Source organism: Micromonospora sp. NPDC048063 (genome assembly GCF_043202855.1).
GTDB lineage: Bacteria > Actinomycetota > Actinomycetes > Mycobacteriales > Micromonosporaceae > Micromonospora.
The window spans coordinates 544866-557540 of sequence record NZ_JBIDBG010000002.1 but is presented as its reverse complement, the minus strand read 5'-3'; the positions used below and the strand labels follow the sequence as shown (position 1 = coordinate 557540).

12 protein-coding genes are annotated in these 12675 nt (G+C 73.8%); 3 read left to right on the top strand and 9 right to left on the bottom strand.

Translation table 11 applies throughout. The features are described 5' to 3' along the window. The first annotated feature begins 157 nt into the window (after positions 1–157). Entirely contained in the window at positions 158–1486 is a 1329-nt protein-coding gene (locus ACGFZ2_RS07350; protein ID WP_393451040.1) for an AI-2E family transporter, read from the top strand. 42 nt (positions 1487–1528) lie between these two features. On the opposite strand, the gene ACGFZ2_RS07345 is transcribed toward ACGFZ2_RS07350, so the two are convergent. From ACGFZ2_RS07345 to ACGFZ2_RS07315, 7 genes are all read right to left on the bottom strand, one after another. After that, positions 1529–2338, bottom strand: coding sequence for an alpha/beta hydrolase (locus ACGFZ2_RS07345; protein WP_393451037.1), 810 nt, complete (start codon positions 2336–2338; stop codon positions 1529–1531). A gap of 66 nt (positions 2339–2404) precedes the next feature. Then, positions 2405–2731, bottom strand: a complete 327-nt coding sequence (locus tag ACGFZ2_RS07340; RefSeq protein ID WP_393260973.1) for a hypothetical protein — start codon at positions 2729–2731, stop codon at positions 2405–2407. A gap of 56 nt (positions 2732–2787) precedes the next feature. Further along, positions 2788–3819 (bottom strand): hypothetical protein, encoded by a 1032-nt coding sequence (locus ACGFZ2_RS07335; protein WP_393451034.1) that lies wholly within the window; start codon positions 3817–3819, stop codon positions 2788–2790. Further along, on the bottom strand, positions 3816–4310 hold the full coding sequence (locus ACGFZ2_RS07330; protein WP_393451031.1) for a SigE family RNA polymerase sigma factor: 495 nt from the start codon (positions 4308–4310) through the stop codon (positions 3816–3818). Before ACGFZ2_RS07330 ends, ACGFZ2_RS07335 begins: the two co-directional genes overlap by 4 nt. Positions 4311–4350: 40 nt before the next feature. After that, complete coding sequence (locus ACGFZ2_RS07325; RefSeq protein WP_393451028.1) at positions 4351–6141, bottom strand: 3-hydroxyacyl-CoA dehydrogenase family protein; 1791 nt, start codon at positions 6139–6141, stop codon at positions 4351–4353. 139 nt (positions 6142–6280) lie between these two features. Then, entirely contained in the window at positions 6281–7348 is a 1068-nt protein-coding gene (locus ACGFZ2_RS07320; RefSeq protein ID WP_393451025.1) for an alpha/beta fold hydrolase, read from the bottom strand. A 74-nt stretch (positions 7349–7422) separates the two neighbouring features. Next, positions 7423–7968, bottom strand: a complete 546-nt coding sequence (locus ACGFZ2_RS07315) for an FHA domain-containing protein (RefSeq protein ID WP_393451022.1) — start codon at positions 7966–7968, stop codon at positions 7423–7425. A gap of 324 nt (positions 7969–8292) precedes the next feature. On the opposite strand from ACGFZ2_RS07315, the gene ACGFZ2_RS07310 reads away from it, so the two are divergent. Then, a complete protein-coding gene (locus ACGFZ2_RS07310; RefSeq protein ID WP_393451019.1) occupies positions 8293–9789 on the top strand; it encodes an aldehyde dehydrogenase family protein in 1497 nt (498 codons plus the stop codon). Between the two features lie 18 nt (positions 9790–9807). Here ACGFZ2_RS07310 and nucS read toward each other — a convergent pair whose 3' ends face one another. Continuing rightward, complete coding sequence (nucS, locus tag ACGFZ2_RS07305) at positions 9808–10467, bottom strand: endonuclease NucS (RefSeq protein WP_076472317.1); 660 nt, start codon at positions 10465–10467, stop codon at positions 9808–9810. 71 nt (positions 10468–10538) lie between these two features. Between nucS and ACGFZ2_RS07300 the strand changes: the two genes are divergently transcribed. After that, complete coding sequence (locus ACGFZ2_RS07300) at positions 10539–11156, top strand: DUF4126 domain-containing protein (protein WP_393260986.1); 618 nt, start codon at positions 10539–10541, stop codon at positions 11154–11156. 130 nt (positions 11157–11286) lie between these two features. Here ACGFZ2_RS07300 and ACGFZ2_RS07295 read toward each other — a convergent pair whose 3' ends face one another. Then, positions 11287–11883 (bottom strand): hypothetical protein, encoded by a 597-nt coding sequence (locus ACGFZ2_RS07295; protein WP_393451017.1) that lies wholly within the window; start codon positions 11881–11883, stop codon positions 11287–11289. Positions 11884–12675 lie beyond the last annotated feature (792 nt).

Here is a 12675-nt window from a genome sequence, read left to right as displayed (position 1 = left end):
GGGGTGGGCCGGCGGCCGGGCCGACGCGACCCGAGGGACGGACGGGGTCGGTCCGGCGCCCTGACGACCACTACGCTCCTGATCGGAGCCCCCGGACCTGGGGTCCCCGCGCCCGGGGGCCGGCAGGCGCCGGCGGAAGTCGATCAGGGAGGTCCGGATGGCACAGGACGGACCCTCGGCGTCGGGCGCCGACCGGGAGCGGGGGGCCACCCCGGACCCGGCCGGGACGGCCGCCGAGCCGGTGCGGGCCGACGACCCGGGACGGACGCGGGCCGCCGAGCCGGAGGGGGCCGACGACCCGGGACGGACGCGGGCCGCCGAGCCAGAAGGGACGGCCGAGCCCGGGTGGGGACGGGCCGCCGAGCAGGAACGGGCCGGGGCGGTGACCGAGGGCCCGGCGTCGGCGCCGGGCGGCGACGAGCCCCCGGCCGTCGGGCCGGGACGGTTCGGCAGGCCGGGGCGACCGCTGCGGCGCAGCAGCTTCCTGGTCGGCTTCACGGGTGCGGCCGGGGTGCTGCTCGCGTACGCCCTCTATCTGGGCCTGCGCAACGCGGCCGGAATCCTCGTCCTGGTGCTCATCGCGCTCTTCCTCGCCGTGGGCCTGCACCCCGCCGTGGTCCGGCTGCGGTCCTGGGGGCTGCCGCACGGCGCGGCGGTGGCGACGGTCGCGCTGACGGTCGTGCTGCTCCTCTGCGGCGGCGTGTTCGCCCTGGTGCCGCCGATCGTCACGCAGACCGGGCAGTTCGTGGACCAGTTGCCGAGCTACCTGGAGGAGTTGCGCCGCAACCAGACGGTCAACGACCTGGTGGAGCGGTACGACCTGATGGAGCGGCTGCGGAACGCGGCGAACCCGGCCACGATCGGGCAGGCGCTCGGCGGGGTGCTCGGCGGGGCCCAGATGGTCTTCGGCACGGTGTTCCGGGGGCTGACCGTGCTGGTGCTGACGATCTACTTCCTGGCCTACTTCGACCGGCTCCGCGACCTGGGCTACTCGCTGGTGCCCCGGTCCCGCCGGGAGCGGGTGCGGCTGATCGGCGACGAGATCCTGACCAAGGTCGGCGCGTACATGGTGGGCGCGCTCAGCATCGCCGTGCTGGCCGGGGCGACCACGTTCGTCTTCGCGCTGGCCGTCGGGCTGCCGTACCCGTTCGCGCTGGCCGTGGTGGTCGCGGTGACCGACCTCGTCCCGCAGATCGGCGCCACGCTGGGCGCGGTGATCGTCAGCCTGGTCGGCTTCGCCACCGACCTGCCGGTCGGCATCGCCTGCGTGGTGTTCTTCCTGATCTACCAGCAGGTGGAGAACTACCTGATCTATCCCAAGGTCATGCGCCGGTCGGTGGCGGTCAACGAGGTGGCCGCCCTGGTCGCCGCGCTGCTCGGCGTGTCCCTGCTGGGCGTGGTGGGCGCGCTGATCGCGATCCCGGCGGTGGCCGCGTTCCAGCTCATCCTGCGGGAGGTGATCCTGCCCCGGCAGGAGTCCCGTTGACCCCGGCCAGGACCGCGACGACCGCCCCGACCCGCGGGCGGGTCAGCCGGCCTGGCCCGCGGGCGGGCCGGGCACCGGGCGGTCGGCGAAGGAGGCCACCGTGCGGTCGGCGTACGCGCTGACGTCGCCGGTCTCCACCGGGCCGTCCCAGGTGGTCGGCAGCGGCACGGCGGCGGCCGGGGCGACCCGGCGGACCACCTCGTCCAGCACGGTCTCGGCGTCGCCGACCCAGAGGTGCTTCGCGCCGGGCACCCCGACCACCTCGGCCTGCGGCACCGCCGCGAAGCGTTCCCGCGCCTCGTCGGGGCGCAGGTAGTCGTCGAACTCCGGCACCAGGGCGGTCAGCGGCTTGCCGGACGCCGCCCAGTGGTCGAGGTCCGCCGGGGTGGAGTAGCGCAGCGGCGGGGAGAGCAGGATCGCCCCGGTGACCGCCGGGTCGCAGCCGTACCTCAGGGTCAGGTCGGTGCCGAACGACCAGCCGAGCAGCCAGATGTTCGGCAGCTCGGCGAACTCGGCGTACTCGATGGCGGCGGCGACGTCGAAACGCTCGCCGACGGCGTTGTCGAAGGTGCCCTCACTGGTGCCGCGCAGGCTGCTGGTGCCCCGGGTGTTGAAGCGGAGCACCGCCAGGTCGGCCAGGGCCGGCAGGCGCCACGCCGCCTTGCGGAACACGTGGCTGTCCATCATCCCGCCGTGGGTGGGCAGCGGGTGCAGGCAGACGAGGGTGCCCACCGGCTCCCGGTCCAGCGGTCGGGCCAGCTCGCCGACCAGCCGCAGTCCGTCCGCGGTGTGCAGCTCGATGTCCTCGCGATGCCCGGGCAGGATGGTGGACGCGCGGATCGGTGTGCTCACCCGTCCAGTCTCACCCGTGCGGCCGGGGAACGCCGGGCGGGGCGGAAACAGGGTGATCCAGATCGCTCAGCCGTACCTGGGGGCGCCGCGACCGCGCTGGACGACCGGCCCGCGCCGGTCCCGGGCGCGCCAGCAGCCGCTGTGCCAGTGCCGCCGGTCCGTCAGGTCGCCCCGCCCGTCGGCCGGCCACGCCACCAGGTGCGCCACCCCGGGCCGGATCTCCTGGTCGCAGCCCGGGCAGCGGTACGTCTTGGTGGACGCCCCGCCGCTGATTCCGCGCACCTGCCACTCGCCGTCGCGCCACTGCTGCACCGAGGCGACGCCCTGCCGGGCCCGGTCGGAGTCGAGGTGGGCGGTGTCATCGCGGCGGGGTCGGTTGCGACGGGGGCTCACGGTCACCAAGCGTACGGGCCGACCTGTGGGCCGGCCCGGCACGGGCGCACGACCGGTCAGTCCCAGGTCTCCGGGCGGATCGGGTCCTCGGCCACCCGTGCCCCGCCCAGTACGACGGCGGCGTCCTGCTCGGTGAAGCCGTCGAAGGGCCAGCCGAAGTCGGCCACCAGGTGGGCCTGCGGGAAGCCGAGCAGCTCCAGTTGCTCGCCCTGCGGGTAACGGTAGGCGGGCCGGCCGGCGATCGTCCGGTTCCCCTCGGTCCGGCTGCTGGCGATACTGCTCGCGTACTCGAAGGACACGGTCATCTGCCGCTGCTCGTTCGCGGTTACCCGCAGCGACACCCGCAGCGTGTCGGGGAAGGAGTCCGCCTCGACCCGACAGCCGGTGAGCCGGGCGCCGGTGGGCAGCGTGGTCAGCCGCACCGGACCGTCGCAGCGGCGCGCGTCGCCCAGCCGGAGGGCGCGGACCGCCACGTCGACCTCCCGGGCGGTGGCGGCGGTCACGGTGGCCCGGGCGTACAGGCCACGGGTCGGTTGCCAGAGCCGGACCCAGCTGGGCGTGTCTCCCCTGCCCCGGTGCCGGCGGTCGCTGCCGTCGTAGGCCTCCTCGACCGTCATTCCGTTGACCACATCGTGCATGAGCGCGCCGGCGGAGGTGGTCAGCTCGACGGTGACCGCCCGGCCCCCGCCGACGTCGGCCCGGACCAGCTCCACCCCCGACCAGACCTCCCAGCCCAGATAGCGGGCCCGTGCCGGGTCCAACCCGAAGTGCAGCACCTGCGGATCCGTGCCCACCAGGTCGGGCCGGCTCGCGGCCCCCGGTACGCCGTCCGCCCGGGGTGGCGTCACCGCGGAGGTTCCCGGCGCGGCGGCGTGCGGTGGGCGTACCCCCTCCAGCCAGCCGGCGCTGGTGGCGATGGTGAACCCGAGCACCGCCACCAGGCCCACCGCGACCCCCGCGCCGGCCCGACGACGACGGCGGCGGGCCTTTCCCCCGGCGACGGCCCGCGCCGTCAACCGGTCGGTGTCCACCGCCCCCTCGGCGCGCTCGCGCAGCGCCCGTACGATCCGCTCGTCGAGGTCGGTCACGGCCGGCTCCCGTTCGTCGTCGGGAGGCCGCAGCGCTCCCGGAGGTGGGCGAGCGCCCGCATGGCATGGGTGCGGACGGTGACCGGCGAGCAGCCCAGGATCTGGGCGATGGTCGCGTCGTCGAGGTCCTCGTAGTAGCGCAGCACGAGCACCGCCCGCTGCCGTTCCGGCAGCCCGAGGACGAGCCGCCACATCGCGTCCCGGTCGGCGGTCTCGCCGCCGAGGTCGCCGCGCTGCGGCCGCTCGGCGAAGTCGGCCGTCGCCAGTTCCCGGTTCGTACGCCGGCGCCACCAGGAGTGGTTGGCGTTGACCAGCATCCGGCGCACGTACACGTCGGGCCGGTCCGCCCTGGCGATCCGCCGCCAGTGCACGTAGGCGCGGGCGAGGACGTCCTGGGTGAGGTCCTCGGCCCGGTGCTCGTCCCCGGTCAGCAGCCGGGCCAGCCGGATCAGGGCCGGCCCGCGGCTGCTGACGTACTCCTCGAAGGTCACACCATGCAGACGCCGTCACCGGCGCCGGGCGTTGACCCGCTCAGCGACGGGTGTGGTCGCGGAAGCCGCGGCCGCTCTTGCGACCCAGGTAGCCGGCCGTGACCAGGTGCTCCAGCAGCGGGGCGGGCGCGAAGCCCGGCTCACGCAGCTCCAGGTAGAGCTCCCGCTGGATGGCCAGCGAGACGTCCAGGCCGACCACGTCGAGCAGCTCGAACGGGCCCATCGGGTAGCCGCAGCCCAGCTTCATCGCGTAGTCGATGTCGTCGGCGGTGGAGTAGCTGGCCTCCAGCATCTTGACCGCGTCGTTGAGGTACGGGAAGAGCAGCGCGTTGACGACGAAGCCGGACCGGTCGCCGCAGACCACGCCCGTCTTGCCCAGCGCGGCGCAGACGGCGCGGGCGGTGGCGGTCGTCTCGGCCGACGTCCGGATGGTCTGCACGATCTCGACCAGCGGCATGACGGGGGCCGGGTTGAAGAAGTGCAACCCGACCACGTCGGCGGGCCGCTGGGTGGCCATCGCGACGTCGATCACCGGCAGCGACGAGGTGGTGGTGGCGAGCACGACGCCCGGCTTGCAGATCTCGTCGAGGCTGGCGAAGAGGGCCTTCTTGACGCTCAGCTCCTCCACCACGGCCTCGACCACGAGGTCGACGTCCGCGAGGTGCTCCAGGGTGGCCGACCAGTTGACCCGGCCGAGCGCGGCATCCCGGTCGTCCTCGCTGAGCTTGCCGCGCACCACGCCCTTGTTGAGCGAGGTCTTGACCGCCTCGCAGACCTTCGCGGACTTCTCCGCGCCCCGGGTCACCGAAACGACCTCGTAGCCGGCCTTGGCGAAGACCTCGATGATGCCGGTGGCCATCGTCCCGGAGCCCACCACGCCCACCTTCGCGATGGCCCGCGCGCCGTCGGCCAGCGCCGGCTCCGCCGCCACGGGCGTCCGCTCGTCCGGTACGACCTTCGGGGAGCCCGGCCGCTCGTAGGTGTAGAAGCCCCGGCCGGACTTGCGGCCGAGCAGCCCGGCGGTGACCATCTGCTTGATCAGCGGCACGGGGGCGTGCCGGCGGTCCCGGCCGCCGCGCCGGTACATGGTGTCCAGGATTTCGTACGCGGTGTCCAGGCCGATCAGGTCCATCAGCGCCAGCGGGCCCATCGGCAGGCCGCAGCCGAGCTTCATGGCCGCGTCGATGTCCTCGCGGGTGGCGTAGTGCGACTCGAACATGCCGACGGCGTGGTTGAGGTAGCCGAAGAGCAGCGCGTTGGCGATGAAGCCGGCGCGGTCGTTGATGGTCACGTCGACCTTGCCGAGCCGCTCGCAGAGCGCCTCCACGTCGGCGACCACGTCGGCGGAGGTGACCACCGTCCGGACCACCTCGACGAGCTTCATGACCGGGGCCGGGTTGAAGAAGTGGATGCCGATCACCTGGTTGGGCCGGCTGGTGGCGACGGAGATCTCGGTGACGCTCAGCGACGAGGTGTTGGTGGCCAGGATCGCCTCGGGCTTGCAGACCCGGTCCAGCTCGGCGAAGATCCGCTGCTTGAGGTCCAGGTGCTCGGGCACCGCCTCGATGACGAGGTCCACCGAGTGCAGCGCGTCCAGCCCGACCTGCCAGTGGACCCGGCTCAGCAGCGCGTCCCGGTCCGCCTCGGCGAGCTTGCCCTTGGCCACGGCCCGGTCCGTCGAGCCGGTCAGGGTGGCCCGGCCGCGCTCCAGCGCGCCCTCGGAGATCTCGACCGCGACGACGTCGACGCCGTTGCGCGCGAATACCTCGACGATGCCGGCACCCATGGTGCCCAGACCCACAACGCCCACGCTGGTGAACTCGCGCGCCACGACCGGCCTCCCCAATGCTCCGCACAGCCGCGTGAACGGCCACTAAGGTTATGCGCGCGAGTCTGCCACGTGACGTTCGGTTGTCGAGACGCGGTGGGGTATTTCACGAGCGGTGCGGCCCGTCGTCGGCCGCCCGTCGTCAGGCCGCCCCGCCGGTCAGCCGGAGCAACTCGGCGACGAACTCGGCCGGCCGTTCCAGGTGCGGGCTGTGCCCACAGCCGGGCAGCAGCACCTCCCGGTACGCGCCGCCGGCCGCCGCGTAGCGCTCCAGCACCACCCGGGTCTGCCCCACCATCGGCTGCGCCGGGCAGGCATCCGCCCCCGGCCAGCCCGGCACCGCGCCGAGCGAGCCCAGGTGGGCCAGGTCGAACAGCGAGGTGTCCGAGACGATCACGTCGGCGTCCCCGTGGATCCAGGTGACCGGCGGCTTGCCGGCGACGGCCACGAGTTCGTCGGCGACCCGGAAGTACGCCGGGGAGAGCGCGTTGAGCACCCCGCGCCGGCCCGGGGCGGTGCCGGGCCAGTTCGCCGAGTCCACCGCCGTGCCCGGATAGTTGTCGTCGCCCGTCGCGGTGGTGAGGAGGGTGTCCAGCAGCAGTTCCTCGTCGTCGCCGAGCGAGGCCGGGTCCGCCACGTAGGTGGCCCGCAGCACGTTGCGCGGGCTGGCCTGGCTGTCCGCGCCCCGGTCGCCGGCGGCCAGCCGCTTGACGAACTCCGCGTTGGCCGTGCCCGCCCCGGTGCCGGCGAAGTCGGGCGTGGTGGGCGTGCCGGCCAGGTCGCGCGTGCCCCCGAAGCCGTACGGCGAGACCGGCGCGGCGAGCAGCAGCGCGGCCACCCGGTCGGGGTGGTCGACCAGCAGCCGCATGGCCACTCCCCCGCCCAACGAGTGCCCGACCACCACCGGCCGGGCGCCGGGCGCGAACAGGGACGGCTCGTCCAGCAGCGCGGCGAGGTCGTCGGAGAAGTCGGTCAACCCCCGGGTCGCGTCCACCGGGGCGGTGTCGGTGTACCCGTAGCCCCGCAGGTCGGGCGCGACCACCCGGAGGGTGTCCGGTAGCCGCCGCACCAGCGGTTTCCAGAACGCCGCGGACGAGCAGTTGCCGTGGACCAGGAGCACGGGCACGCCGTCCGGCGGCCCGGCCACCCGCACCGCCTGGGTGATCCCGTTCGCCGACACGAGCTGCTGTCCGGTCTCCATCCGCGGCATGCTGCCACGACGCCCCGGCCGCGTCCATGGGCCCTTTCACCATGTTCGGTGGTCGGGAGGTGTGCGGCGACAGGTCAGGACGGAGCGGGCCCCAGCGCGCCCACCGGCAGCGGCGGCACCGCGTCGGAACCCTGGAGGGCCGGCATCGCGGCCGACAGCGGCGGCACCGGCTGGGCAGCCTGCCGGGCGGGGGTCACGAGGGGGTCGGCGCCCGGGAGGGCCGGGGTCGCGATCGGCAGCGGCAGCGTCGGGCGGTGGTCCCGGCGCGGCTGGCCGAAGCTGAGCCCCACCGGATCGGTCCGCGCCACGCCCGGGTCGAAGAGGCGCAGCTCCGTGCGCCCGACCCGGATCACGTCCCCGTCGGCCAACCGCTCCACGCCGGTGATCCGCCGGTCGTTCAGCCAGGTGCCGTTGGTCGAGCCCAGGTCCACCAGGCAGGCGCCCTCGTCCGTCAGCCAGACCTCGGCGTGCCGGCGGCTCAGGTGCGCGTCGGGCACGACGACGTCGGCCGTCGGCACCCGGCCGATCACCTGCCGCACCGGGCCGACCCGGAAACTCAGCCCCCGCATCGCCCCGCCCGCCACCGTCAGCAACGGCATCAGTTCCGGACGCTCCTCCATGGACAGTCAGCCCCCCACCCCGCACGGTCACCCCGCGCGTCAGCCTGCCACCACACGGTGGTCGCCCTCGACCGCCGGGCGGTCACCTCCACGCCCCCGGCCGGACACCTCCCGTTCGCCGGTTCGGCGTCCACCGGCTGACAAGGACCGCAAAACAGTCCCGGCCGGCCGGACGCCCCGACCATGTCCACGGAATCGGGCACCACCTCGTTCAACGAGGCCTGACGGCGGGCCATGACCTCTGCCATACGGGCGACCCGGCGGACCGGAACCAGCGGGCGCGCCACCCTACCGGCGAGTAATCCTCAGGTCTAGACTTCCGTCATGACGGCTGTGCATGCCCCGGGAACCCCGGTCATCGAGGACGGTCGGCTGGTGTCGACGAGCCCGGCGACCGGCGCGGAGGTCGGTCGCCTGCCGGTGGCGACCGCCGAGGACGTCGCGCGGGCGGTCGACCGCGCCCGCCCGGCCGGCGAGTGGTGGGCCGGGGTCGGCTTCGCCGGGCGCAGGGAGCGGCTGCTGCGGTGGCGGGCCCTGCTCGCCCGGCGGATCGAGGAGCTGGCCGAGCTGGTGCACGCCGAGGGCGGCAAGCCGTTGGCCGACGCCGTCGTGGAGATCGTCAGCGCCGTCGAGCACGTCGACTGGGCGGCCCGCAACGCCCGCCGGGTGCTGGGCCCCCGCCGGGTCCGCTCGCGGCTCGTCCTGGCCGAGTTCTCCGCCCACCTCGAATACCAGCCGCACGGGGTGATCGGCGTGATCGGGCCGTGGAACTATCCCGTCTTCACCCCGATCGGCTCCGTCGCGTACGCGCTCGCGGCCGGGAACGCCGTGGTGCTGAAGCCCAGCGAGTACACCCCCGCCGTCGGGCAGTGGCTGGTCGACACGTTCGCCGAGGTGGTGCCGGAGCACCCGGTGTTCACCGCGGTGCACGGGCTCGGCGACGTCGGCGCCGCACTCTGCCGCTCCGGGGTGGGCAAGGTGGCCTTCACCGGCTCGTCCGCCACCGCCAGGAAGGTGATGGCGGCCTGCGCCGAGTCGTTGACGCCCGTGCTGCTGGAGGCGGGCGGCAAGGACGCGATGATCGTCGACGCCGACGCCGACCTGGACGCCGCCGCCGAGGCCTGCGTCTGGGGCGCGCTCACCAACGCCGGCCAGACCTGCATCGGCATCGAGCGGGTCTACGCGGTCGAGCCGGTCTTCGACGCCTTCGTCGGGAAGGTGGTCGAGCGGGCCGGCCGGTTGACCGTCGGCCCCGACGACGCCGACATCGGCCCGATCACCATGCCGAGCCAGCTCGACGTGATCCGCCGGCACATCGACGACGCGCTGGCCCGGGGCGGCCGGGCGGTGCTGGGCGGCGCCGACGCGGTGCAGCCGCCGTACGTGCGCCCGACCGTGCTGGTGGACGTCCCGGAGGACTCACTCGCCGTACGCGAGGAGACCTTCGGCCCGACCCTGACCGTCAACCGGGTCCGCGACGCCGACGAGGCCGTCGCCCGGGCCAACGCCCTGTCGTACGGCCTGGGGGGTTCGGTCTTCGGCCGGCGGCGCGCGGTGGCCATCGCCCGGCGGCTGCGCTCGGGGATGGCGTCGGTCAACTCGACGCTGACCTTCGCCGGGATGTCCACGCTGCCGTTCGGCGGCGTCGGCGACTCCGGCTTCGGTCGCATCCACGGCGAGGACGGGCTGCGCGAGTTCAGCCGCGCCAAGGCGATCACCCGCCGGCGGGCCCGGTCGCTGCTGGCCTCCACGACCTTCGAGCGGACGCCGGCCGACGTCGCCCGGCTCGTCAGGGCCATCAAGGCGATGTACGGCCGGTGAGCCCTGGGGCGGAGGGCGTCAGAAGAGGGTGAGTTCGTCCCGCTCGATGCCGCGCAGCTTGTCGTAGTCCACGACGACGCAGCGGATGCCCCGGTCGGTGGCGAGCACCCTGGCCTGCGGCTTGATCTCCTGCGCGGCGAACACCCCGGCGACGGGCGCGAGCAGCGGGTCGCGGTTCATCAGCTCCAGGTACCGGGTGAGCTGCTCCACGCCGTCGATCTCGCCGCGCCGCTTCACCTCCACCGCCACGGCACCCTGGTTGGCGTCCCGACAGAGCAGGTCCACCGGGCCGATGGCCGTCATGTACTCCCGGCGGACCAGCGTGAACCCCTCGCCGAGGGTCTCCGGGTTGGCCGCCAGCAGCTCCTGGAGGTGCGCCTCCACGCCGTCCTTGCGCAGGCCCGGGTCGACGCCCAGCTCGTACGAGGTGTCCTGGAAGATCTCCTCAAGGGTGATCCGCAGCTCCTCGCCGGCCTTGTTGACGACCCGCCAGACGCCGGGGGCCTCCTCCAGCCGGCAGGGCGGGCTCATCCAGTTCAGCGGCTTGTACGCCCGGTCGTCGGCGTGGATCGACACCGACCCGTCCGCCTTCACCATCAACAACCGGGTGGCCGGCGGCAGGTGGGCCGAGAGCCGTCCGACGTAGTCCACCGAGCACTTCGCAATCACCAACCGCACCCGACGAGGGTAGCGGAGGCCCCGGCCCGCGCCACCGAGCGGCACTGGCGTGGCGGTGGGATGCTGAGTCGGTGCTCGAAGTTCTCACCGGTACCGGCCTCGCCGCCTCAGCGGGGCTGAACGCCTACATCCCCCTGCTCACCATGGGGTTGCTGGCCCGCCACACCAGCCTGATCGACCTGCCCGCCGGCTGGCAGTGGCTCGGCAACGGCTGGGTGCTCGCCATCCTGGCGGTGCTGCTGGTCATCGAGGTCGTGGCCGACAAGGTGCCCGTGGTCGACCACGTCAACGACGTGGTGCAGACCGTGGTCCGGCCCACCGCTGGTGGCCTGGCCTTCGGCGCGGGCTCGTCGTCGGAGACGGTGACGGTGAGCGACCCGGGGAGCTTCTTCTCCTCCCACCAGTGGGTCCCGGTGGTGACCGGGGTGCTGATCGCCCTCGGCGTGCACCTGCTGAAGTCCGCCGCCCGACCGGTCGTCAACGCGACCACGGCCGGCGTCGGTGCCCCGGTGGCCAGCACCGCCGAGGACGCCACCAGCGTGGTCATGTCGATGGTGGCGATCATCCTGCCGGTGCTGGTGCTGGCGTTCCTGCTCGGGCTGGTCCTCTTCGTCGTCTGGTTCCTGCGTCGCCGGTCCGACCGACGCCGCGAACGTCAGGCGGCCCGGGCCGCCGGCTTCCGCGTCTGACCCTCGTACGCACCGACGGCCGGCCACCCCGCGTGGGGTGCCGGCCGTCGTCGGTGGTGGAGATGTGCCGCTGGCCGGCACCCGTGTCGGGCGCCGGCCAGCGATCCCCCTTGTGGTGAATGTCGGTGTGTCAGCTGTTCCAGTGCTCGCCGACCAGGTCGGCGGCCTGCTGCTCCCACTGGGCGTAGTGGTCCGGGTACGCCGACACCTGCACGGTCTGCGCGGCCTCGGTCAGCGGCATGTCCTGCCACCCGTCGACCTGCTTCAGACCCTTCAGGAACGCCGTGGTCGAGTACTCCGGGTCGGTGATCTGCTCCACCGTGCCCCAACCGCTCGACGGGCGCTGCTGGAACAGACCCAGCGAGTCGTGGTCGTTGCGGTCACCCAGATGACCCAGGTTCTCCAGCTTCGACTCCTGCAACGCCGTCGCGATCGACACCACCGCGGCCCGCTCGTCCATGCCGGCCTTCTTCGTCGCCGCGATGATCGCCTTGGCGTTGGCGACCTGCTCGTCGGTCAGGTCGATGCGCGACTGCGCACCCTGCACGCCATGCGGGATCAGCTTCGACTTGTCCACGGCCGGCTTGTCAGCCTGCACCGCCACCGCCACAGGCTTACCCGACTCGACCGTCGGGGCGGCGTGAGCAGCAGCCGGACCGGCGAACACACCACCGGCAAAAGCCAGACCAGCAACACCAAGAACGCTCTTACGCAGGATCGTGTTCATCAGACGCTCCATTCGGGGGTTGGCACCACACGCCGAAGGGGGTTCAGCGGGGCGCAAGCACCGTCCGGCGCTCAAGAAATCGGGGGATCCGGCGCGTCACGCGCCGGGAAGAATCAGACCGGCCGTGAAGACCGGGAGCGGCCCGCGCAGGGCGAGGGGGTCGTCCTTCACTGGCCGGGACCATGTGTAACGACCGGCGGCCCACCAACATTCCGGGGGCCCGCACGCCAGCCCGCCGGAGGGCGGGGGTCTTGCTCGGCCGTACGCAGGGTGTAACGACCCCGGCCCGGCCACGATTCCGCCCCCACGATGCCCCCGGTCACACCCCGAACCGGACCCACGGGACACTGCCACCCGACCCCTGTCGAGCTGCCCTCACAGACGGGACACAACCGGACCCACGGGACGACGCCGCACGTGCCGCCGCCCGGCTCCTGTCGAGCTGCCCTCACAGATGGGGCACAACATGCCGCCGCAGGCGACCGAGCCTGCTGTGACGGGGGTGGTCCCACAGACGGGGCAGCTCGACAGCGCCCACCGCACCCACCCCACCGGCCCGGTCAAGAGCGGGCCGACGGGCCGCGACCTCGCGGTCGACACCTCGCCACCGCATCGCCGTCGCCTCCCGACGGACGTCCCGACGGGCCTCCCCCACGGCCAATGCCGGACAACGGACAGCCAGGCACGGACGGCACGCGACCACCGACGGGGTGTGGGCCCCCCGGGCCCCCCCCCCCGGCCCCCCCCCCCCCCCCCCGGCGCGGCCCCGGCGGCCCCCCCCCCCCCCCCCCG